Source organism: Rhizobium phaseoli, from assembly GCF_001664385.1.
GTDB classification, from domain to species: Bacteria; Pseudomonadota; Alphaproteobacteria; order Rhizobiales; family Rhizobiaceae; genus Rhizobium; species Rhizobium phaseoli.
On the sequence record NZ_CP013532.1, the window covers coordinates 1,645,602 to 1,666,035 of the forward strand.

The following is a 20,434-nucleotide window of genomic DNA, read 5'->3' on the forward strand; positions in this document are numbered from 1 at the left end:
CAAGCGAAATACCAGAAAGCCCCTAAGAAATATTTACGAGGCTGTCGACATTGCTTGACCTCCGGCGGGATCGACCAGCTCATGGTACAATTTCAGCACATCACGCGCCATCACGGCGGAGGAAAAGACCGCCTTGACCGCCTCCGGCTTCGGCATCGTCCTGGCGTGCCAGCCGGGCATGCTCAGCGTTTCCGCCATCACGCGGGCGAGATCGTCGGCATTGCCGGGCTCCACCAGTGCCGCGCTGTCGGCGCCGAGCACCTCGGGAATGCCGCCGACGCGGCTGGCGATGATCGTCTTGCCGGCGCCGAGGCCCTCGAGCACGATATAGGGCATGGCTTCGGCGCGCGAGGGAACGACAAGGTTCTGCGCCATCGAAAACGCTTCGTGAACGCGCATTGCCGGCAGCATGCCGATGCGCTTGCCGAGGCCGCGTTCGACCATCATCTCGCGGTAACGGTCCCGGTCCGGCCCGTCACCGATCATCAGCGCCGACAGCGGCCGGCCGAGCAGCCGCTCGGTCTTGGCAAAGGCATCGACAAACAGATCGGGACCCTTGAGGTCCCGGAGCATTCCGACATAGATGAAATGGACGGCGTCCGAGCGGGTGGGGATCGGTTCGAAATCACGCTCGCTGATGCCGTTATAGATCAGTCTCGTCTTCGTCCGTGGCCTGCCCACCTTGTGCGTATAGGTGTCGCGCTCATATTCGCAGATGAAGACCAGCGCATCGGTGAAATATTCCTGCAGGCGCTCCATCCTGAGGACAAACTGTCCGCTGAGCGAGGAGCGCGAATAATGCAGGCTTCCGCCATGCGCGGTATAGAGGCGGGCTACGCGATACCTGTTCACCCGCAGGGCTGAGCCGGCAAGTCGCGCGAGCACGCCGCCCTTGGCGCCGTGCCCGTGCAGCACATCCGGCCGCAAACTTTTGATTTTCTTGTACGTATCCCACATCGTCGCAATGTCGGACGGGCTGACCGAGCGCCGGATCGGCACGCGCGTCAGGCCGAGCGAGAGATAGGGACGAATATCGTCGAACAGGCTGTCCTCGTGCTCGCCGCCGGTCGAGCTGTCGCAGAGGATGCCGATGTCATGGCCGGCCTTGGCGTGCTCCTCGACCAGGTCGCGGACATGGCGGAAGATCCCGCCGACCGGCGACCTGAAGCAGTGGAGGATGCGGAGCGGCTTCTGTTTTCCCATTGCTCAGAAGAGCCGTTCGCGGACGTAGATCGTGTCGCCGGCGATGATCGGCCCCGATATGTTGATGCGGCCGGTCAGCACCTGTCCGTTGATCTTGCGGGTGACGTCGACCATGCTCTGGTTGGCGCGGCTGCTGAAGCCGCCGGCAACGGCGATGGCATTCTGCACGGTCATGCCGGGAACATAGGCATACTGACCGGGCTGGCCGACTTCGCCCATGATGAAGATCGAGCGGTAGCGATCGACGTCGATGGTGACGTCGGGATCGCGAAGATAGCCCTGCTGCAGCTTCTGGGCGATCTGCCCGGAGAGTTGCTGCAGGGTTCGGCCACGGGCAGGGACCTGGCCGATGAGAGGGAAGGCGATATAGCCGGCCTGATCCACCGTATAGGTATTGGTCAGGCTCTGCTGGTCGAAGACGGTGATGCGCAGCCGATCGCCGCTATCAAGCGTATAGGGCTGAATGGTTGCCTCGTTGAAGGCTTTCGGCGCCGGCTTGTACGTCGTGCAGCCGCCCAATGCTGCCGTCATGGCTGCAAGGCTCAGGGCCAAAAGGATTTTGGGCGGGGCGACAGACATCCGCTGGTGCTCACAGAAAACGAATTTGGTGAGATCGTTATCGATCCGTTAGGGTTAATGCCCGGTAAAAGACCGCCGACAATTTCCGGCGTTCTTTGCTGATCCCGCTTATTTCTTCGCAAGGTTACCATTAACCGTTGAGTTACCACGGTCGTTTACGCTTATGGCACCTTTGTTGTGGAGTAAGAGTATGTCCGGCGTAGCGCGTGATCAGGATGTGGACATCGACCTCGGCCAGCTGGTTCGCGCCGTCTGGGCGCGCCGGCTCAGGATTTTGACGATCACGCTCGTGGGGGCGGGCGTCGCCTTTGCCGGCGCCAAGATCATGTCGCCGCAATACCGCAGCGAAACACGCATCCTCATCGAACCTCGCGCGCCGGCCTTCGCCAGCACCCAGCAGGTAAACGACGCTGGCGCCGGTCCGCTGATGGACGAGCTGAATATCGCCAGCCAGGTGCAGCTGTTGCAATCTGCCGATCTCTTGAAAAAGGTGATCAACGACCTGAAGCTCTACAATCTGCCGGAATTCGACGATGCCGCTAACGGCTCGGCGCTGAGCAGCATCCTGGTGAAGCTGCATCTGAAGAAGAACCCGATGGAGAATCCTCCGGAAGAGCGGGTGATCGACGCTTTCGTCGAGCGGCTGCAGGTCTATCAGGTGCCGGGCTCGCGCGTCATCGGCATCAATTTCACCTCGAAGGACCCGAAGCTCGCCGCCGCCATTCCGAACGCCATGGCGAATGTCTATCTTTCCACCCAGAGCGGCGCCAAGCTCGATTCCAACTCCGAGGCGACGCGCTGGCTGGAACCGGAGATCGAAAGCCTGCGCCGCAAGGTCAGCGAGGCCGAGAAGAAGGTCGCCGAATACCGCACCAGCCACGGGCTCTTGCAGACGAACGGCACGACCACTTTTCCCGCCCAGCAGCTGAACGACATCTCCGCCGAGCTCACCCGCGTGCGCGGCGACAAGGCCAATGCCGAGGCGAGGGCGCAGGCGGTGCGCAATGCGCTGTCGTCAGGCGAAGCTTCCGACACGCTGCCTGACATCATGTCCTCGCAGGCGATCCAGCGGTTGAAGGCAACGGAATCGGGTCTGCAGTCGCAAATATCGGATCTGCAGACCAGCCTTCTCAACAGCCATCCCAGGCTGAAAAGCCTGCGTGCCCAGCTTGCCGATATCCGCACACAGATCCGCCAGGAGACGCAGAAGATCCTGACGAGTATCGAAAACGAGGCCAAGGTCACCGATCTCCGGGCAAGTGAGCTCGAGCGGCAGAAGGACACGGTGCAGGCCAACAGCGCCCGCGCCGGCGAGGACGAAGTCGGTCTCAATGCGCTCGAGCGCGAGGCGACCGCCCAGCGCCAACTGCTCGAAACCTATCTGGTGCGCTACCGCGAAGCCGCCTCCCGCGCCGACAGCAACTCGAGCCCGGCCGACGCCCGTATCGTTTCCAAGGCCATCGAGCCGGTCGATCCCTATTTCCCCAAGGTCGTGCCGATCGTCGTCGTCGCAGCCGTCGCCACATTGATCCTCAGCGCCATCGTCACCATGCTCGCCGAACTCTTCAGCGGCAGGGCGCTTCGCCCGATCGATGCGTCGCCTGAGACAATCGAGACGGAAACGGTCGCCGAAGAGAAGATTGCGCCGCAGGCAGCTCCTGTCGCCGCCGCCAGAAGGCCTGCCCAGCCGAGCATGCTCGCGGTGGTCGCCGACGAAGAGGATGATTCGATCGACCAGGAGGAGACTGCCGCGGAGGTGGCGCAGGACGACAATGAATTCTCCGTCACCTCGGTTGCCGATTATCTCACCGGCAGCCGGGCGCCGCTGGCAATCGCGATATCTCCGACCGGTGACGATGGATCGGCAGCGACGGTTTTGCTGACCCGCATTCTCGCCGATGCCGGCCGCCGCGTCATCCTGATCGACATGACCGGTTCCGGCCATCCCACGGAACTGATGGCCGAAGACCAGGCCGCTGCTGGCGTCACCGACCTGCTGTGCGGCGAGGCGGCCTTCGGCGATACCATCCACAGCGACCGGCTTTCCGATGCCCATCTGATCCCACAGGGCCGGAGCGACGTACGCCGCGCCATGCGCGGTGTCGATCGGCTGTCGCTGCTCCTCGATGCGCTGGCGGCTGCCTACGACCTCGTTGTCGTCGAATGCGGCGCCGCCGATGTCGCCGGCGTCTCGCGCCTGACGCGCAGCCGGGATGTCGAGATCATCCTCTCCCTACCGCAGCTCGAGGAGACCGTTTTCGTAACACTGATGACGGAATTCCAGGCCGCGGGCTACGAGCGCGTCGTGCTGATGTCGGACGGCGAAGCGGCAGAGCAGAGGTTCGGCGAGGCGGCCTGACGCATGGCGGCATGCTGCTATTGTAGCAACGCTATGCGCCGGACAAAGACCGCTCAGCCGATCCTTGCGCGGATCCCCTGGGCGAATTTATAGAGCTTCGGGCGCGCCTTGATGTACGCCTTACCGCGCGTGACGATCCGGTGCGCCGCGCCGGCGGCGACGCCGATCGGCGAAACCGGCAGCACCACGTCGTAATGCGCGGTCTCGACCGGCGCCCAGGATCGTTTGTAGGTCTGATCGCCGAGGCCGAAATCGAACAGGGCGATGCCTTTGCCGTGCAAACCCGAGATGATCTGCCAGTAGAGGAATTCGCCGGGGCTCGTATCCGGCACCAGGTCTTCGTCGATCGCCCCGAATTGGCAGATGACATGATCGGCCTTGCGCGAGATGCCCGAGATCGCAGCGATCCGGTCCTCATTTCCGCCCTTCAGCCGCAGGGCATGCATCTGCAGGCCGAAGGACTGCCCGGCATCATCCCGCCTGTCGATGAGGCCGTGCAAAAAGGCCTGTGTTTCCCGGTCGGCAAAGACGTCGGGCAGGCCAAGGCTGGCGAAGCGGATGCTCTTCAGACGGAAGAAGATATCGAGCAGGCGATGCTGTTCTTCCGATGTTTCGGGGACGACGTATTCGACACCGCCGGCGGCCTCGAAACGCCGCGATTGAACGCGGAATTTCTTACGCCGGCTCTTGGCATTGATCTGTTTCAGCGTCTCTTCGAAAACGGCAAGGAGCGGCAGTTGATAGGCGTGGTTCTGGTTTTTCACCATCGGCAGCCCGGTGAGCGGGGTCGGCCGTCCGCGCCATTCCAACGGAATGTTTTGCAGCAACAGCAGATCGGCCCGCCCCTTCAACGCGTGCTGAAGCTGGCGAGCGAATTTTTCGGCGTCGATGCTCCCGCCGCTTTCGGCGAAATTCCCGGAGAAAAGACCGGTATTGATATTGCTGTGATCGGCAGCGATGAATTTCGCGACGGCAAGACCACGCGACTTGACGAGTTCGACCGGCAGAATGAAGGCCGTCTCGCCGGCATAGGTGCCTTTGAGGATCGCCAGCGGCCGTTGAAAGGCGTTTACCCAGGCGCTACACCAATCGTAGCTCTGATGGAGCGACTGGAGATTGTCGACCTCCAGAGCCCGCCAATCATCTTCCAGCGGCTGCATCGCATCGAAAACCGCGATGTCGATTTTGGCCATGGCAAGTTTCATGCTCACCTGGCGTAGGCGTGAAATCGCCGTGTCGGCCAGCGCTGCGTCGTCTGACGGCTGTTCGTGGACATCGAGCTTATGCGTCTGCACGGGAACTCTCCGGTCAAAATGCTGAGCGCGAAGGTAGGAATGCAGGACGTATATTTGGTTTAATCGCAGGCCATCAGCGAGGTTTTCCGCCGATCACGGTTATCCGGCCGTTAATGGCTTACTGCTGCCGCGGTCCGGCCATCCATTTGATGATCACCATTGCCGGCAAGATCCAAAGCAGGCCGGTGAGCAGGAAGTAGAGCAGGTGACCCCACCAGGGCGCGTTGCCAAGTGTCGCCACCGCGATCGTATTCGCCACCAGCGCATAGACGAGCACGAGCACGATGATGAGGATCGTGCCGATGAATTTGCGGAGGCGGACGGGCATCGCTTATCTCTTCTATGGGTGGCGCGGACGGCGCGACGGCATGCCGCAAAGGTTCGGGGCTTGTTTTGCATGAGCCGGTGGGGCAAATCAACTGCCGGATAGAAGGAGACATCATGGCCGTCGCGAACCTCACCACGGAACAGGCGATCCTCACCGAAGTGCGCAAGCAGAACCGCAATCGCCGCGCCTTGCGGCTGTGGCTCGGCTTCGTGCTTCTGGCGCTCTTCTGTCTCGTGCTCGTCGGAGGCGCCACGCGGCTGACCAATTCCGGCCTGTCGATCACCGAATGGAAGCCGATCCATGGTGTCATTCCGCCGCTGTCGGCAGCGGAATGGGACGAGGAATTCCGCCTCTACCAGCGCATTCCCGAATTTCAGCAATTGAACAGCGCCATGACCGTCGACGAGTTCAAAGGCATTTTCTGGTGGGAATGGGCCCACCGGCTGATCGCCCGCGGCATCGGCGTGATCTTCGCGCTGCCGCTCATCTTTTTCTGGCTGACCGGACGCATCGAAAAGCGCCTGCGCTGGCCGCTCGTCGGCATCCTGGCGCTCGGCGGCCTGCAGGGTTTTATCGGCTGGTGGATGGTGTCCTCGGGTCTTTCCGTCCGCACCGACGTCAGCCAGTATCGGCTTGCGACACATCTGGTCATGGCCTGCCTGATCTTTGCCGGCTGCATGTGGATCATGCGCGGCCTCTCGCCACATTCCAACGATCCGGCGCCGGCACGCAGTTCGCGCGGGTTTGCCGCTGCGATTGCCATATTCGCGCTGTTCCAGATCTATCTCGGCGCGCTGGTGGCCGGGCTCGACGCCGGTTTTTCCTACAATACCTGGCCGCTGATGGACGGCGCCGTCATTCCCTCCGACTTGCTGATCCAGCAGCCGTTCTGGATCAACGCCTTCGAGAACCCGAAGACGGTGCAGTTCATCCACCGCATCGGCGCCTATACGCTCTTCGCGCTGACACTGATCAACATGGTGATTGCCCTTCGCGCAGCACCTTGGACCACGCATGCCCGCCGCGCCGTCGTGCTTTTCTCGCTGGTCACGCTGCAGGCGGCGATCGGCATCGCCACGCTCTTGATGCAGGTGCCGCTTCACTGGGGCCTGCTGCATCAGGCCGGCGCTCTGGTGGTCTTCGGCTTCGCCGTCGCCAACTGGCGCGGCTTTTACGGCGAATACCCGCACGCCACGGCAATCGCGGAGCGCGATTGAAGCGCGAGCCGTTGAGAGCATGATGCCGAAAAGTGTAGGCGGTTTTCGGACGACACATGCTCTAACTCTCTAATTTAGAACAGGATTGGATTTTAGGCCCGCCGGGCCTAAAATCATTCTGTTCTAGCGCAGCACGCTGTCGAGCAGCGGCATGCCGATGATCGCCGCGGCGGCGATCAGCACGTAACAGGCAATGCGGAAGGTCCGTTCCTCCGCCAGGCCGAACAGTTTCGAGCCGCCGTAGAGCCCAACTGCATAGCTCGGCAAAATGACGGCCGTCAGGGCAAAGACGGCCGGCACGAACAGTCCGCCGATATAATAGCTGATGGCGCTGAAGACGGACGAGATCGAGAAATACAGCACGACATTGGCCCTGACGCGCGTGAAGTCGCTCTTGCCGCCGAGCCAGTAGGCGACGACTGGCGGTCCGCCGAGCTGTGCGGCGCCGCTGAACAGGCCGGCAACCAGCCCGACGCCGCTGCTGAGCGGTGCCGAAGGCGCGCCGTGATAACGCCATCCCGAGACGAGAAGCGCGAGCAGTGCGATGGCGATGATCGTGATGCTCCAGCGCAGGAGCGTCGGGTCGAGCAGTGCCAGCATCGCGGTGCCGGCCGGGACGCCCAGTGCCGCACCCGCCGCCATGACGAAGACTTCGGGCCGGTTGGCGCCGCGCCAGGCGGGTGGGATCATCCCGAGCGTGGCGATGCCGTCGATGACGAGCAGGATCGGCGAGACCAGCTTCGGACCGATGATGGCGCCACCGAGCGGAATGAAGATCAGCGCCGCCCCGAAACCGGAAAAGCCGCGGGCGAGCCCGGCGATGAAGGCGAAGGCCATCAGGGCATAGATGCCGTGATCGGGCAGGGCGGCGGCAAACCAGGCCTGCCCATCAGTGATAAGCGCATCCAGCGACATGGCGTCAGGAGGCGAGCATCAGGTCCATGTTCTGCACGGCGGCACCAGAGGCGCCCTTGCCGAGATTGTCGAGCAGCGCCACCAGATTGACCTGGGAACCGCCCGGTGTGCCGAAGACGAAGAGCTTCATCGTGTCCTTGCCTTCGAGTTCGACGGCATTGACGCGCGCAAGTGCCTTGCTGTCGGCAAGCGGCACGACGGTGACGATGTCCTGGCCGGCGTAATGGGCGGTGAGTGCGGCATGAATGCTTTCCATCGTCGTGCCCTCGGCGAGATCATCGAGATGCAGCGGCACCTGCACGATCATGCCCTGCGCGAACTTGCCGACCGATGGCGAGAAGATCGGTGCGCGGTCGAGCAGGCCGTGCACGGTCATTTCAGGCACGTGCTTGTGGGTGAGGGGAAGACCATAGAGGAAGTGCGGCGCGGTGATCGCATCCGGGTGGTCCGGATTCTCCATCTGGGCGATCATCTGCTTGCCGCCGCCGGTATAGCCGGAAACCGCATTGACCGTGACCGGGTAGCCGTCCGGCAGAATGCCGGCGGCACGCAGCGGCCGGATCAGGCCGATTGCGCCTGTCGGATAGCAGCCGGGGTTGGCGACGAAACGTGCGGCCTTAATCTTGTCGGCCTGCGCGCCGTCCATTTCGGCAAAGCCGTAGGCCCAGCCGGGATTGACACGGAAGGCGGTCGACGTGTCGATGACGCGCACATTGTTGTTGGCCGATACCATCTGAACCGCTTCCTTCGATGCATCGTCGGGCAGGCAGAGAATGGCGATATCGGCGCTGTTCAGCATGTCCTCGCGCATGGCGGCGTTGCGCCGCTCGGCCTCGGGAATGGACAGAAGCTCGACATCGCGGCGGCCAGCCATGCGCGTGCGGATCTGCAGACCCGTCGTGCCGTGTTCGCCGTCGATGAAGATTTTCGGTGCCATGTTAACCTGCGCTTTCAATGGGTTAGAAGGTTTCCGGATTCATTTTGGGATAATAAGTCAGCCTTGTGACGCGGCGATGGCGCGTCGCTCCGCATGGAGTCCCAGCATATACATCGCCACCGTTGCTCCGGCAATGGCGGTGATGTCGGCGTGGTCGTAAGGCGGCGAAACCTCGACGATATCGGCACCGCGGATATCGAGCTGATGCAGGCGCTGCAGCACCGAAAGGATCTTGGCGCTCGACGGTCCGCCGGCGACCGGGGTGCCGGTGCCGGGCGCAAAGGCCGGATCGAGGCAATCGATATCAAAGGTGAGATAGGCCGGCGCGCCGCGCGTGTGGGTGATGATTGCCGAAGCGATGTCGCCGGCACTCATATCCTCGACCTGATGGCCATAGAGAATATTGATGCCGCAATCCTCCGGCGCATGGGTGCGGATGCCGATCTGGATCGAACGATCCGGGTCGATGATGCCTTCGCGGGTGGCCCGCGCGACGAAGGAGCCATGGTCGATGCGCCGCTCTTCGTCGAACCAGGTGTCCTGATGCGCGTCGAACTGCACGAGCGCCAGCGGCCCATGTTTTGCCGCATGGGCTTTCAGCAGCGGCCAGGTGACGTAATGATCGCCGCCGAGCGTCAGCAGAAAAGCGCCGCTGTCGAGGATGACGTTCGCCTGGCGTTCGATGGCGCCCGGCGTATCCTGGTGATTGCCGTAATCGAGCAGGCAATCGCCGTAATCGACCACGGCCATGTCGGCGAACAATTCGCGGTTGAAGGGATATTGCGCATCATTGTCGAAGATCGCCGAGGCGCGACGGATTGCCTGTGGGCCGAAGCGCGTGCCCGGCCGGTTCGACGTCGCGGCGTCGAAGGGAATACCCCAGACGGCGACATCGACGCCGGAAAGTTCCTTGGTGAAGCGGCGGCGCATGAAGGAGAGCGCGCCGGCAAAGGTCGGGTCGCTGGCGGCAGAGGTGAGGCTGGTCGCCGTGAAGGCGTGATCGATGGTCTTGTTCGCCAAGAGGGAGCTCCTTTTTCGGTCGTGAAAGGTCAAGGCGTCGACAACGGGTAGGCGACCGGACGGCGAATTTCAAGCGATCGAAATGGAGGTGGCGGCCAAAGCATGCGGCGATGCCGGCGTGGAAGGAGGTGCCGGCCGATCACGCACAACAAAAAAGGCCGGGTTTCCCCGGCCTTCGTAAATTCCGTCTGTCCGAAGCGATTAACGCTTGGAGAACTGGAAGGAGCGGCGAGCCTTGGCCTTGCCGTACTTCTTGCGTTCGACGACGCGGCTGTCGCGGGTCAGGAAGCCGCCCTTCTTCAGCACCGAGCGCAGGCCCGGTTCGAAGTAGGTGAGCGCCTTGGACAGGCCGTGGCGGACGGCACCGGCCTGGCCGGAGAGGCCGCCGCCGGCAACGGTTGCGACGATGTCGAACTGGCCGTCACGGGCAGCCGCGACGATCGGCTGGCGCAGGATCATCTGCAGCACCGGACGGGCGAAATAGTCCGCGAATTCCTTACCGTTGACGATGATCTTGCCGGAGCCCGGCTTGACCCAGACGCGGGCGACGGCGTTTTTGCGCTTGCCGGTCGCGTAGGAGCGGCCGAGCGAATCGACCTTGCGGACGTGGGCCGGAGCAGCAGCTTCGGAAGCCGTGCCGAGATCCTTCAGGGAGGAGAGGTCAGCCATGATCAGGCGCTCCTTACGTTCTTTTTGTTGAGCGCGGCAACGTCGAGGGCGACCGGCTGCTGGGCTTCATGGGGATGGTTGGAGCCGGCGTAGACGCGCAGGTTCTTCATCTGGCGACGGCCGAGCGGGCCACGCGGAACCATGCGTTCGACGGCCTTTTCGAGGACGCGCTCCGGGAAGCGGCCTTCGATGATCTGGCGCGCGGTGCGCTCCTTGATGCCGCCGGCGTAACCGGTGTGCCAGTAGTAAACCTTGTCGGAATACTTCTTGCCGGTGAAAACGACCTTGTCGGCATTGATGACGATGACGTTGTCGCCGTCGTCAACATGGGGGGTGAAGGTTGCCTTGTGCTTGCCGCGCAGGCGCATAGCGATGATGGAAGCGAGACGGCCAACGACCAGCCCTTCGGCGTCGATGATCACCCACTTCTTCTCCACCTCTGCAGGCTTCTGGGAGAAGGTAGCCATAGTGAATACTCTCTTTTGGGACCCTTGCCCGAAGGCTTAAAAGGGCGTTTCTTGTTGCTTGGATTGGCAGGCGCAAGACATGCCAAAAAGAAAGCAGCCCGAAAGGCTGCGTTCTGGCGCGGTGTATAAAGGGAATGTGACATCGGGTCAATATCGACATTTTAGATGATCTGAAAAAAACGGCAATAAAAACAGCGGCTTATCTGTGAGGTATTATGGCACCTCAAATTTCCTCGGCTCGAGGATCGCCATGCTTTGGTTTTTACGCTGCCGACGACTTGGATTTGACACGCCGAGCCACGGTTGCAAGAGCTCCTAATCCTTGAACTCCCGCAGGCATTTCATCACTTCCCGAAGGCCGCGTGTCAGATGTTTATCCCGGCGCAGAACCATGCCGAGGCGACGCGTGAGCTTTGGTTTCAACGAAGATGTCATCACGAGACCGGCACGGTCGCGCTTTAGCGCAAGCCCCGGCAGGATCGACCAGCCGAGCCCCACCGCCACCAGTTCCTTGATCGCTTCGACGCTGCCGAACTCCATCGCGGGACGGGTCCTGATATCGGGGGCGGCCAGCCAAGCGTCGATTGCCCGCCTGGTATTGCCTCCCTCATAAAGCAGCAGCGTCCTGTCGCGCATGAAGGCAGCGTCCGGTCCGCCCTCGGGCACGAGGCTGCCGACGGGTGCGACCGCCAGCAATTCCTCCTCGTAGAACGGTTCGATCTCGAAGTTTCGCCCCGAGGCCGGCAGAGCGACGACGGCGATGTCGAGACTGTTGGCCTCCAGATCGCGCAGAATATCGTCGGCATTGCCGATATGGACGGTGATTTCGAGGCCGGGCATGGATTTCCTGGCGGCGGCGATGGCGCGCGGGAGCAGGTGGATCGAGGCGGTCCCGCCGCTGCCGATGCGCACGCGGCCGCTGGCGCCATCTCTGTGTGGCAGCATCGCTTCTTCCGCAGCGGCCGCTTGCTGAAGCAGACGCCTTGCGTGTGAAAGCAGGTCGAGGCCCGCCGCCGTCGGCTGTGCCCGCCGTCCGACACGCTCGATCAGCCGGACGCCGAGCCGCTGTTCGAGGCCTTTGACCTGCAGGCTCACAGCCGGTTGCGTCACGCCCTCCTTATCGGCGGCGGCCGTAAAGCTTCCGAGATCGGCGACGTTGACGAAGCTCGCGAGCTGATCGAGATTCAGCGGCATCCAAAGAAATCCTTATGCATATGATAATATCCATAAGCTTGTTTCGCAGTTCGTTCCAGCGCATCTTTTCCCCGTTGAGAAAGGACAAAAGAGATGACCCTGGAACTCGGCGAGAGATTAGCGACACCGCCCAACGCGCTTCGCTCGAAACTTCGCGAGGTGGTGCGCCGGGGCCGGCGGCTGCCGGCGGCCCTCGAGTGTTGGCTCGAAAAGCGGCGCAGTCGCCGCAAGCTTTCGGAACTCACCGATGACGAGCTACGCGATATCGGTCTGACCCGTGCACAGGCGACGGCCGAGATAGCGAAATCGTGGTTCTGGTCCTAATCACGCCGTGGCGGGGAGGGCGGATCCTGCTCGAAATTATCTGTGCCTTGTGGCAGAACAGCTGTGTGGAAATTCAAGCGCAGGGAGCAGCATCATGGCCGAAATCGTATCCTTCCGAAAGGACCCGGACAGGGCGGACGGATTGTTGCTCCGTTCGCTGCGCGATGGCGTGCTGCGGCTTGTGCTCAACGACCCGCCGGCCAACGCACTTTCAATCGCGCTTCTCGAGGCGCTGATGGCCGAGCTCGAAAAGGCGGGATCGGACGTGGATGTGCGCGTCGTCGTCATCGCCTCGACCGGCTCTGTCTTTTCCGCCGGCCATGACCTCAAGGAACTCACCGCCCATCGCGTCGACGAAGACCAGGGCGCTGCGTTCTTCGAGAAAAGCTTCCGGCTCTGCGCCGATCTAATGCTGAAGATCACCCATCTGCCGAAACCCGTCATCGCCCAGATCGACGGGCTTGCAACCGCTGCCGGCTGTCAACTTGTTGCCTCCTGTGATCTGGCGATCTGCACGGACACGTCGACGTTCTGCACGCCGGGCGTCAATATCGGCCTGTTCTGTTCGACGCCGATGGTGGCGGTAACCCGTGCCGCCCATCGCAAGCAGGCGATGGAGATGCTTCTGACCGGCGAGACCATCGATGCTTCGACCGCCAAGGACTTCGGTCTCGTCAACCGCATCGTGCCGAAGCAGTATCTGGCGCAGGTCGTTGCCAAATATGCGGCGGTGATTGCCGGCAAATCGCCATTGACGCTGAAGATCGGCAAGGAGGCCTTCTATCGCCAACTCGACCTGCCGGTGGAGGCGGCCTATGACTATGCCTCCAAGGTGATGGTGGAGAGCATGCTGACGCGGGATGCGCAGGAGGGCATCGGCGCCTTTCTCGGCAAGCGCAAGCCGGAATGGAAAGGCGAATGATCACGCCAGCTTCAGAACCAGCACGCCGGCGGCGATGACGACGCCGGCGGCGTAGCGCCAGATTCCGGCTTTTTCCTTGAACACGACGACCGAGATCACCAGCGCGAAGACGATCGCGGTTTCCCGCAAGGCGGCGACGGTCGCGACCGGGGCCTTCGTCATCGCCCAGAGCGCCAGTCCGTAAGATGCAATCGAACCCGCGCCGCCGATAAGGCCGCGCCACCAGTTGCGGCGAACGTGGCGCAACACGGCAGCGCTGCCGCGCCGGGACGCCGCCCAGGCAAACAACAGGATGGGCGGCAGCAGCGACATCCACAGCGTATAGGAAATTGGGTTGCCTGAAAGGCGCGCGCCGATGCCGTCGACATACGTGTAGCTGGCGATGACGAAGGCATTGGCAATGGACAGCACGACGGCACGGCCGCTGCCGCGACGCGCCTCCAGAGCGAGTGTCAGAACGGCGGCTGAGATCGTCATGATGCCGGCGAGCGCGGCGCCGGAAAGGTTTTCCCTGAGGACCAAACCGCTTGTCGCGGCGACCAGCAATGGCGCGCAACCACGCATCAGCGGATAGACCAAGCCGATATCACCGGCCCGGTAGGCGGCAGCAACCAGCTGGAAATAGACGAATTGCAGGATGGCCGAAGCGCCGATAAACGGCCAGGCCGCGCTTTGCGGCAATGGCAGAAATGCCAGAAACGGCAAGGCCGATACCGCGCCGCCGGCCGAAATCAGCGCTGCATCAAGGGATTTGTCGCTTCCCGCTTTGACGATCGCGTTCCATGTTGCATGCAGCAATGCGCCGAACAAAACGAGCAGGATGACGTCGAGTGGCAAGGACAGATCCGGGACAGCGGGGAGGACAGGCGCTTCGCTCCGACGGGGCAAACTTCTGGAAAGACAACTGCGATTTGCACGAAATGCAATGCCATGGTCGCGGATGCCTTGCCGTCTGCAATATCACCCTTTCAATATCCGAACAATGGCGGGTGTATCCGACAATTTTTACGTGCGCGCGATATGCGTTCAATCCACGCGATCTTCTCAACTATGAGATGCTGCTAATGGACGCCAGAACATATAGCGAATCTATAAAGAACTAAAGGAGAAAGTACCTGGAAGGTTTTCGGAGGGGATTATTCTATGTTGCTGAAATACAGATATTATTCTATAACTTTGACATACGACAAAAATAAAGCTTTTGATTGCAAACTATCTGAAAAAGCGCAGCGCGGGATTGAGCCTGCCAACATTCGCAAGCGCGAAGGGCGTAGGGCGCCTGCCGCAGTCACGGCGGCAAAAAACCTCAGAGCTGATACTGTGGAATGAACAGCATCCCGTCAAGGTTGTCTATGTTCTGACAGTTCAGAACGGGGCAGCGGGGATCGTCTTTCGAGGGGATATGCGTCCACTCCGCATAGTCGGTCGCGTCGCAATAATGGCTGTTGCGGACGTAGCGATCATAAAGGGGCAGACCGCGGGGGGATTGATAGCGGAAGATCACGGCGCCCTGATTGTGGATGGCGGCGCGCACGCTGGCACAGCTCATGGTGAGGGGATTGTAGCGCGAGATTGCCAGCGCCGGCGATGCGACGAGCAGGAGCATGAGGGCAAGAGCGATTTTTTTCATCGAATCATCCTCAGAAAGTATCCGATTCATATATACGGGAAAGGCGCGCATCTGGTTTCACGCCAAAGCAAAAATCGCGCGCGCCGTGGCGAAAGACTTTCGCAAGTGGAGAAGCGGACATGAATCACGACAGCTACACGGATGATTTCCTCGCCGGCATCCTGCATTCGGTGAAGACCATCGCCCTGACCGGCGCTTCGCCCAATCCGGCGCGGCCGAGCAACGGCGTCATGGGCTATTTGCTGTCGCGCGGCTATGAGGTCATTCCGGTCAACCCGGGGCAGGCGGGTAAACAGATCCATGGCCGCACCGTCTATGCCCGGCTCGCCGACATTCCTGTGCCGATCGACATGGTCGACGTCTTTCGCGCTGCCGAATATCTGGGCGGCGTCGTCGAGGAGGCCTTAGCGCTGAGACCGTTGCCAAAGGTCATCTGGGCGCAGCTGGGCGTCCGCGACGAGGCGGCTGCGGCAAAGGCGGAGGCCGCCGGCATCAAGGTAGTGATGAACCGCTGCCCGGCGATCGAATATCCCCGGCTCATTGCCTGATCTCATCGCCCGATCTCATTGCTTGCGCTGCGCCCTGCAGAGACGGATTTTCCACCGAACGCCCGTGGGTTGAAACGGATCGCGATTAACTTTCGTCCCGGAGAGGCTATGATCCCGCCCGTCAACAACAGCTGGAGGACGACATGGCCAAGAATGATCCGGGATTCAACACGTTGGCGATCCATGCCGGTGCGCAGCCCGACCCGGCAACCGGCGCGCGGGTAACACCGATCTACCAGACGACCGCTTACGTCTTCAACGATTCGGATCATGCTGCCGCGCTCTTCGGCCTGCAGGCCTTCGGCAATATCTACACCCGCATCATGAACCCGACGCAGGCCGTGCTGGAGGAGCGCGTCGCAGCGCTCGAAGGCGGCACGGCGGCCCTTGCCGTCGCCTCCGGCCATGCGGCGCAGATGATCGTCTTCCACACCATCATGCGCCCCGGCGAGAATTTCATCGCGGCCCGCAGGCTTTACGGCGGCTCGATCAACCAGTTCGGCCATGCATTCGAGAATTTCGGCTGGCAGGTGCGCTGGGCTGATTCCGCCGATCCGGCAAGCTTCGAAAGCCAGATCGACGAGAAGACGCGCGGCATCTTCATCGAGAGCCTCGCCAATCCCGGCGGCACCTTTGTCGATATCGCGGCGATCGCCGAGGTCGCGCATCGCAACGGCCTGCCGCTGATCGTCGACAACACGATGGCAACCCCCTATCTCATCCGCCCGATCGAACATGGCGCCGACATCGTCGTGCATTCGCTGACGAAATTCCTCGGCGGCCACGGCAATTCCATGGGCGGCCTCATCGTCGACGGCGGCACTTTCGATTGGTCGAAATCCGGCAATTACCCGATGCTGTCGAGCCCGCGGCCGGAATATAACGGCATGATCCTGCACGCGACCTTCGGCAATTTCGCCTTTGCGATCGCCGCCCGCGTGCTCGGCCTACGTGACCTCGGACCGGCAATCGCTCCCTTCAACGCCTTCCTGATCCTGACGGGGATCGAAACGCTGCCGCTGAGGATGCAGCGTCACAGCGACAACGCGATCGCCGTGGCGCGATGGCTGAAGGCGCACAGCAAGATCGCCTGGGTGAATTATGCCGGCCTCGACGACGACCCGAACCACGCCCTGCAGCAGCGCTATTCGCCGAAAGGCGCAGGCTCTGTCTTCACCTTCGGCGTCAAGGGTGGTTACGAGGCGGGCAAGACGCTGGTCGAAGGCCTCGAGCTCTTCTCCCATCTTGCCAATATCGGCGACACCCGCTCGCTCGTCATCCACCCCGCTTCGACGACGCACCGGCAGCTGAGCGACGAACAGAAGACCGCCGCCGGCGCCGACCCAGACGTCGTGCGCCTTTCGGTCGGCATCGAGGACGTCAAGGACATCATCGCCGATCTCGAACAGGCGCTCTCGAAGATCTGACTCTCCTTCGCAGCAAACGTTTGGAGTTCGCAGACTACCTTTGTCGGAGTGCAATTATAGCGGCAGCGTTTACCGTTGGCTCTGAGAGCGGAAATGCCGTGAGAGGTCGTTTGCGTCCTATCAGACCTCATGCTGACATCGGTCGCTCTCCGCAATGTATGAGCGGCGAGGTGCAGTCATTACGAGTGGGAATGTCGGTCGCGGCGTGGCCAGGAGGCGAGGGAATTCCCCCTGTTTGGAAACCAAGTGCTTTGTCGAGCCCATGCCGCCCTCGCGCTCCTTATCCCGCCTCGGCGCAATTCGCCAAGAGGGAAATCCCGGCTGCTCGGGCTGTCAGCCCGTCAACTCCAGCCATTGGAAGAAACCGCTTACCGGGATAAGGCAGCGGCGCGATCGGTAAGTGTCCTGGAATAGCTCATCCGAAGCTATATCTTCACTCCGAGCGTGGACGGACGGCTGGCGACGCGGCCGGTCCATCCATGACGGAATGAAGCCCCAACGAGCAATGGCGATGGCAGGCTTTGGACGATCCCGCTGGCGCTCAGCGTCTTGAATAATGACATGGTACACCTCTGCGGGGGCACCGTTGTATCTCGGGGTCGGTCGCCCAGATCGTCGACGTTACCTTGCTTAGCGAAGCTAAAACTTTCGGCCAGCTCTTCAAACGAACGATTGATGTAGACGCGACGGCACATTCGAAATCTTGTACATATTTCCTGGGCGGCCGATCTGGCTGCCGGTGCGCCACGTCAATACATAGCGGTCTTCAGCATTTTCCAATCTCCCCTGTGGTCATTCAGGCATTCGCCACAGATTATGGTCGCCCAGACGGGGGACCTAAGTCGGGCTGGCAACCTTACGGCCGCTGCACATATTGTTTTTGAGGCAATATGAGGTCCATGGGAGGGGCAGGGCGGAACAGGAACAAGAAAATGAAGTTTGGCCCCAACAATCATGGGGAGCACTGTCCGGAAGGCCACAGCACGGCGGCGACAATCGCGACCATCTCGGCAACCCTTGCCGCCGATCCGGACGTTGACAGCAGCGCCGTCGAAATCAGAATGCTCGGTCCGGTCGTTCTGCTCGAAGGCTACATAACAAAGGCCGCGGATCGCGACAAAATCATCGCGATTGCAGCGACGATCGTAGGCTGGGAAAATGTCCAGGACAGAATGTTGAGCCGCTTCCCACCGCCCTAATGATGTCAGCGTGCCCGGCGCTCAATAGGACCAGGGACCAAGGTCGGGCCAAGCCCGGTACGAAGTCCCACCCGGGAACACTTCCTCCCTTTCTCGGTTCGGCCTTGAGCGGGCCTACCCGCAGCAAGGAGGAAGAAAACATGAAAATCAAAGCAATAGGAATTGCCGCCGGCATCCTGGCGGCATCGGCATCCGCCTTTGCGCAGTCTACGACAGTTATTGCGACACCGCCGGAGAAGGTGGTGACCTTTGTCCAAAAGGCTCCCGCCCCGACTGAACGCGTCGTGGTGAAGGAGAAGGTTGTCGTCGGGCAGCCGCTGCCGGAAACGGTGGTCGTGACGCCAATTCCCGATGACCCGACATATGCATACGCGATCGTCAACGATGAGCGTGTGATCGTCGAGCCTTCCACGCGGAAGGTGATCCAGGTCGTCAAGTGACCGATGGGCGGCTCGAGCCGCCCCTTCCAACAACAGGGGCACGCATGCACCGCACGAGAATGCGGATTGCATCGCGTGTCCAAATCTCGGAGATCGAACATGAAAAGCAGCCATCTCGCCATTCTGGCCGCGGCGCTCTCGCTCGGCGTGTCGCCGCTCGCAGCGCTGCCAGCCGCAGCCCAGCAGGACACGCAGAAGAGCGGCCAGACCCAGTCCGGGTCGCAGTCTGACACACAATCCGGCTCTGGTACCAGCGGCAAGAGCACCGGCACCGACTGTACGCCGGACGCTTCGGGAGCCTGCCCGCAGGGCAAGGGTCAGTCATCGCAGCAGAAAGCAGGTCAAGGTTCCGACACGCAAAAGAGCGCCCAGCAACCTTCGAACGACAACACGTCGACGAGCGGAAGCGCGTCCGGGAAGTCTTCGACAGAAACCAAGCCAGGTTCGACAGACGCCAGCGGGAGCACGACTACAGAACAGAAAGCCACCACCAAGTCTGGCACTACGGACACCAGTGGCTCGGCCACCACAGGCTCGAAGAGCAGCACGCAGAATGCCAAGCCGGCTGAGGGAACGAGCAGTGGCAGCACCACGCAAAGCGGTGATGCATCGAAGCAGTCAACCGATCAGAACGCGTCGACGACCAGCAAGAGTTCTTCCGAAACCAACGTCAACATCTCCGTCGAGCAGCAGACCGAAATTCGAACGGTGGTGAAGGAAGTTCATGTTGCTCCGGTGAAGGAAGTCGATTTCACGGTCTCTGTCGGAACGAAAATACCGAAGAAGGTCCGCCTTGAACGGCTCCCCCCGCGCGTTGTGAAGATCGTCCCGCAATACGAAGGCTACCGATTCTTCATCCTTGCGGATGGTCGGATCGTCATTGTCGATCCCGATGCGCTGACGATTGTCTACATTATCGAGGTATAACCGGCTGTTCCCCGGCGGTGTCTCTCTTTCGCCGCCGGGGCGCAGGAGGCGTCAATGATCTCTCATGAGCAAAAGCGGCCTGGCTGCCGAATACAGAAGCCACTGATCGAGGGAAAACGTTGGTAGGTCTGTTTCACTAAAACCTGCTCTGCGCATAGCATCCACAAGGCATCGTCAAGTCGCTCTGCATCTTTGATTTCGCGCGGTTTGAGGGAAGCGGCCGAGCTTGGCAGCTCAGGTGGGACGTTCCCGCGAGGTAAGGGACATGCAAAGGGTCGGTGTAATCAATTGGCACGGCGGCAAGGATTTCGCTCCCCTGACGCTTGTAGTTGGCGACCGAGCGAAACCCAGGCTGATCCGATCACTCCGCGAGGTTGCCGAAGTCCTCATTGTCGCTTGGCCGACAGACGATGGAGAGGAGTACATGGCTGCCGTGAAAGCATGCCTCGATGCCATTTACGGCAATATCCCGGCCAAGGCGGCACGCGACGCACTCATTCGCGCTGCGGAGGAAGCGGGGATTCCCGTTATCGCGATTGCTCACTGATATGATAGCTCGGCCTGGTCCGCGCGTGGATCACCAGCTGCCAGCTACTCTTGAACCGCGACAGACCCGGAACCATCTCAGGGCACGACACGGATGCGTGAAGAATGAGAGCAAGAGCGATGAGCTATCACCGGCATGACCAGCCGCTGACATCGGAAGACTTATCAAAGTGCCAGGTAGTGCTTGAAGAATTCTGCTTTGCGAACAACGTCCCGTCTCCCTCTGACGAAGCCGAGCGTGTGGCCGCCATCATCATCGAGCTATACCAGCAGGGCGTCCATGAACTT

General features: G+C 61.4%; 23 protein-coding genes. 10 read left to right on the forward strand and 13 right to left on the reverse strand.

The window, feature by feature from the left end; translation table 11 throughout:
- Nucleotides 1–33 precede the first annotated feature (33 nt).
- Entirely contained in the window at nucleotides 34–1,203 is a 1,170-nt protein-coding gene (locus AMC88_RS07995; RefSeq protein WP_012483393.1) for a glycosyltransferase family 4 protein, read from the reverse strand.
- A 3-nt stretch (nucleotides 1,204–1,206) separates the two neighbouring features.
- Nucleotides 1,207–1,782 carry a polysaccharide biosynthesis/export family protein gene (locus tag AMC88_RS08000; protein ID WP_012483394.1) on the reverse strand — a complete coding sequence of 192 codons (576 nt, stop codon included), beginning with the start codon at nucleotides 1,780–1,782 and terminating at the stop codon, nucleotides 1,207–1,209.
- Nucleotides 1,783–1,972: 190 nt separating this feature from the next.
- On the opposite strand from AMC88_RS08000, the gene AMC88_RS08005 reads away from it, so the two are divergent.
- The gene (locus AMC88_RS08005; RefSeq protein ID WP_012483395.1) at nucleotides 1,973–4,141 is read left to right on the forward strand and encodes a GumC family protein; all 2,169 of its coding nucleotides are present in this window, start codon (nucleotides 1,973–1,975) and stop codon (nucleotides 4,139–4,141) included.
- Between the two features lie 53 nt (nucleotides 4,142–4,194).
- Here AMC88_RS08005 and AMC88_RS08010 read toward each other — a convergent pair whose 3' ends face one another.
- Complete coding sequence (locus AMC88_RS08010; RefSeq protein ID WP_064821794.1) at nucleotides 4,195–5,436, reverse strand: GNAT family N-acetyltransferase; 1,242 nt, start codon at nucleotides 5,434–5,436, stop codon at nucleotides 4,195–4,197.
- 118 nt (nucleotides 5,437–5,554) lie between these two features.
- Nucleotides 5,555–5,764, reverse strand: coding sequence for a DUF2842 domain-containing protein (locus AMC88_RS08015; protein WP_010016031.1), 210 nt, complete (start codon nucleotides 5,762–5,764; stop codon nucleotides 5,555–5,557).
- 113 nt (nucleotides 5,765–5,877) lie between these two features.
- Here AMC88_RS08015 and AMC88_RS08020 point away from each other — a divergent pair, with 113 nt between their 5' ends.
- Nucleotides 5,878–6,981: a COX15/CtaA family protein gene (locus AMC88_RS08020; RefSeq protein ID WP_012483397.1), complete on the forward strand. Its 1,104-nt coding sequence runs from the start codon at nucleotides 5,878–5,880 to the stop codon at nucleotides 6,979–6,981.
- 123 nt (nucleotides 6,982–7,104) lie between these two features.
- Here AMC88_RS08020 and AMC88_RS08025 read toward each other — a convergent pair whose 3' ends face one another.
- From AMC88_RS08025 to AMC88_RS08050, 6 genes are all read right to left on the reverse strand, one after another.
- The gene (locus tag AMC88_RS08025; RefSeq protein WP_004679960.1) at nucleotides 7,105–7,896 is read right to left on the reverse strand and encodes a sulfite exporter TauE/SafE family protein; all 792 of its coding nucleotides are present in this window, start codon (nucleotides 7,894–7,896) and stop codon (nucleotides 7,105–7,107) included.
- Nucleotides 7,897–7,900: 4 nt separating this feature from the next.
- Nucleotides 7,901–8,833 carry an N-acetyl-gamma-glutamyl-phosphate reductase gene (argC, locus tag AMC88_RS08030; RefSeq protein WP_010024870.1) on the reverse strand — a complete coding sequence of 311 codons (933 nt, stop codon included), beginning with the start codon at nucleotides 8,831–8,833 and terminating at the stop codon, nucleotides 7,901–7,903.
- Between the two features lie 57 nt (nucleotides 8,834–8,890).
- The gene (gene speB, locus AMC88_RS08035) at nucleotides 8,891–9,853 is read right to left on the reverse strand and encodes an agmatinase (protein WP_041683602.1); all 963 of its coding nucleotides are present in this window, start codon (nucleotides 9,851–9,853) and stop codon (nucleotides 8,891–8,893) included.
- A 201-nt stretch (nucleotides 9,854–10,054) separates the two neighbouring features.
- Nucleotides 10,055–10,522 carry a 30S ribosomal protein S9 gene (gene rpsI, locus AMC88_RS08040; protein ID WP_009998001.1) on the reverse strand — a complete coding sequence of 156 codons (468 nt, stop codon included), beginning with the start codon at nucleotides 10,520–10,522 and terminating at the stop codon, nucleotides 10,055–10,057.
- A 2-nt stretch (nucleotides 10,523–10,524) separates the two neighbouring features.
- Entirely contained in the window at nucleotides 10,525–10,989 is a 465-nt protein-coding gene (gene rplM, locus AMC88_RS08045; protein WP_012483399.1) for a 50S ribosomal protein L13, read from the reverse strand.
- Nucleotides 10,990–11,304: 315 nt separating this feature from the next.
- The gene (locus AMC88_RS08050; protein ID WP_012483400.1) at nucleotides 11,305–12,183 is read right to left on the reverse strand and encodes a LysR family transcriptional regulator; all 879 of its coding nucleotides are present in this window, start codon (nucleotides 12,181–12,183) and stop codon (nucleotides 11,305–11,307) included.
- Between the two features lie 93 nt (nucleotides 12,184–12,276).
- Here AMC88_RS08050 and AMC88_RS08055 point away from each other — a divergent pair, with 93 nt between their 5' ends.
- The gene (locus tag AMC88_RS08055) at nucleotides 12,277–12,507 is read left to right on the forward strand and encodes a DUF1127 domain-containing protein (RefSeq protein WP_012483401.1); all 231 of its coding nucleotides are present in this window, start codon (nucleotides 12,277–12,279) and stop codon (nucleotides 12,505–12,507) included.
- Between the two features lie 94 nt (nucleotides 12,508–12,601).
- Nucleotides 12,602–13,429: an enoyl-CoA hydratase gene (locus AMC88_RS08060; protein WP_064821795.1), complete on the forward strand. Its 828-nt coding sequence runs from the start codon at nucleotides 12,602–12,604 to the stop codon at nucleotides 13,427–13,429.
- On the opposite strand, the gene AMC88_RS08065 is transcribed toward AMC88_RS08060, so the two are convergent.
- On the reverse strand, nucleotides 13,430–14,266 hold the full coding sequence (locus AMC88_RS08065; RefSeq protein ID WP_064825086.1) for an EamA family transporter: 837 nt from the start codon (nucleotides 14,264–14,266) through the stop codon (nucleotides 13,430–13,432). It lies immediately after the preceding gene.
- 469 nt (nucleotides 14,267–14,735) lie between these two features.
- On the reverse strand, nucleotides 14,736–15,059 hold the full coding sequence (locus tag AMC88_RS08070; protein ID WP_064825835.1) for a hypothetical protein: 324 nt from the start codon (nucleotides 15,057–15,059) through the stop codon (nucleotides 14,736–14,738).
- A 119-nt stretch (nucleotides 15,060–15,178) separates the two neighbouring features.
- On the opposite strand from AMC88_RS08070, the gene AMC88_RS08075 reads away from it, so the two are divergent.
- Nucleotides 15,179–15,607: a CoA-binding protein gene (locus AMC88_RS08075; RefSeq protein WP_004679977.1), complete on the forward strand. Its 429-nt coding sequence runs from the start codon at nucleotides 15,179–15,181 to the stop codon at nucleotides 15,605–15,607.
- Between the two features lie 143 nt (nucleotides 15,608–15,750).
- Complete coding sequence (locus AMC88_RS08080) at nucleotides 15,751–17,034, forward strand: O-acetylhomoserine aminocarboxypropyltransferase (RefSeq protein WP_004679979.1); 1,284 nt, start codon at nucleotides 15,751–15,753, stop codon at nucleotides 17,032–17,034.
- Nucleotides 17,035–17,367: 333 nt separating this feature from the next.
- Here the strand turns inward: AMC88_RS08080 and AMC88_RS31920 are convergent, their stop codons facing one another.
- Nucleotides 17,368–17,604, reverse strand: a complete 237-nt coding sequence (locus AMC88_RS31920) for an SOS response-associated peptidase family protein (protein WP_237353173.1) — start codon at nucleotides 17,602–17,604, stop codon at nucleotides 17,368–17,370.
- 362 nt (nucleotides 17,605–17,966) lie between these two features.
- Between AMC88_RS31920 and AMC88_RS08085 the strand changes: the two genes are divergently transcribed.
- The 4 genes from AMC88_RS08085 to AMC88_RS08100 all read left to right on the forward strand — a co-directional run bounded on the left by AMC88_RS08085 (nucleotide 17,967) and on the right by AMC88_RS08100 (nucleotide 20,147).
- The gene (locus AMC88_RS08085) at nucleotides 17,967–18,233 is read left to right on the forward strand and encodes a BON domain-containing protein (RefSeq protein WP_010023377.1); all 267 of its coding nucleotides are present in this window, start codon (nucleotides 17,967–17,969) and stop codon (nucleotides 18,231–18,233) included.
- Nucleotides 18,234–18,373: 140 nt separating this feature from the next.
- On the forward strand, nucleotides 18,374–18,673 hold the full coding sequence (locus tag AMC88_RS08090) for a DUF1236 domain-containing protein (RefSeq protein WP_010003415.1): 300 nt from the start codon (nucleotides 18,374–18,376) through the stop codon (nucleotides 18,671–18,673).
- A gap of 99 nt (nucleotides 18,674–18,772) precedes the next feature.
- Nucleotides 18,773–19,600 (forward strand): DUF1236 domain-containing protein, encoded by an 828-nt coding sequence (locus AMC88_RS08095; RefSeq protein ID WP_037118504.1) that lies wholly within the window; start codon nucleotides 18,773–18,775, stop codon nucleotides 19,598–19,600.
- A 265-nt stretch (nucleotides 19,601–19,865) separates the two neighbouring features.
- The gene (locus AMC88_RS08100) at nucleotides 19,866–20,147 is read left to right on the forward strand and encodes a DUF982 domain-containing protein (protein ID WP_037118507.1); all 282 of its coding nucleotides are present in this window, start codon (nucleotides 19,866–19,868) and stop codon (nucleotides 20,145–20,147) included.
- Nucleotides 20,148–20,434: the final 287 nt, after the last annotated feature.

Bases quoted from the DNA above. Each gene is read 5' to 3' on its own strand.
- AMC88_RS08025 (WP_004679960.1), bottom strand. From the start codon at position 7,896: ATGTCGCTGGATGCGCTTATCACTGATGGGCAGGCCTGGTTTGCCGCC.
- AMC88_RS08050 (WP_012483400.1), bottom strand. From the start codon at position 12,183: ATGCCGCTGAATCTCGATCAGCTCGCGAGCTTCGTCAACGTCGCCGAT.
- AMC88_RS08075 (WP_004679977.1), top strand. From the start codon at position 15,179: ATGAATCACGACAGCTACACGGATGATTTCCTCGCCGGCATCCTGCAT.
- AMC88_RS08015 (WP_010016031.1), bottom strand. From the start codon at position 5,764: ATGCCCGTCCGCCTCCGCAAATTCATCGGCACGATCCTCATCATCGTG.
- rpsI (WP_009998001.1), bottom strand. From the start codon at position 10,522: ATGGCTGACCTCTCCTCCCTGAAGGATCTCGGCACGGCTTCCGAAGCT.
- rplM (WP_012483399.1), bottom strand. From the start codon at position 10,989: ATGGCTACCTTCTCCCAGAAGCCTGCAGAGGTGGAGAAGAAGTGGGTG.
- AMC88_RS08000 (WP_012483394.1), bottom strand. From the start codon at position 1,782: ATGTCTGTCGCCCCGCCCAAAATCCTTTTGGCCCTGAGCCTTGCAGCC.
- AMC88_RS08085 (WP_010023377.1), top strand. From the start codon at position 17,967: ATGAAGTTTGGCCCCAACAATCATGGGGAGCACTGTCCGGAAGGCCAC.
- AMC88_RS08060 (WP_064821795.1), top strand. From the start codon at position 12,602: ATGGCCGAAATCGTATCCTTCCGAAAGGACCCGGACAGGGCGGACGGA.
- AMC88_RS08055 (WP_012483401.1), top strand. From the start codon at position 12,277: ATGACCCTGGAACTCGGCGAGAGATTAGCGACACCGCCCAACGCGCTT.
- AMC88_RS08090 (WP_010003415.1), top strand. From the start codon at position 18,374: ATGAAAATCAAAGCAATAGGAATTGCCGCCGGCATCCTGGCGGCATCG.
- AMC88_RS08080 (WP_004679979.1), top strand. From the start codon at position 15,751: ATGGCCAAGAATGATCCGGGATTCAACACGTTGGCGATCCATGCCGGT.
- AMC88_RS08020 (WP_012483397.1), top strand. From the start codon at position 5,878: ATGGCCGTCGCGAACCTCACCACGGAACAGGCGATCCTCACCGAAGTG.
- AMC88_RS08100 (WP_037118507.1), top strand. From the start codon at position 19,866: ATGCAAAGGGTCGGTGTAATCAATTGGCACGGCGGCAAGGATTTCGCT.
- AMC88_RS08070 (WP_064825835.1), bottom strand. From the start codon at position 15,059: ATGAAAAAAATCGCTCTTGCCCTCATGCTCCTGCTCGTCGCATCGCCG.
- AMC88_RS08095 (WP_037118504.1), top strand. From the start codon at position 18,773: ATGAAAAGCAGCCATCTCGCCATTCTGGCCGCGGCGCTCTCGCTCGGC.
- AMC88_RS08005 (WP_012483395.1), top strand. From the start codon at position 1,973: ATGTCCGGCGTAGCGCGTGATCAGGATGTGGACATCGACCTCGGCCAG.
- AMC88_RS07995 (WP_012483393.1), bottom strand. From the start codon at position 1,203: ATGGGAAAACAGAAGCCGCTCCGCATCCTCCACTGCTTCAGGTCGCCG.
- argC (WP_010024870.1), bottom strand. From the start codon at position 8,833: ATGGCACCGAAAATCTTCATCGACGGCGAACACGGCACGACGGGTCTG.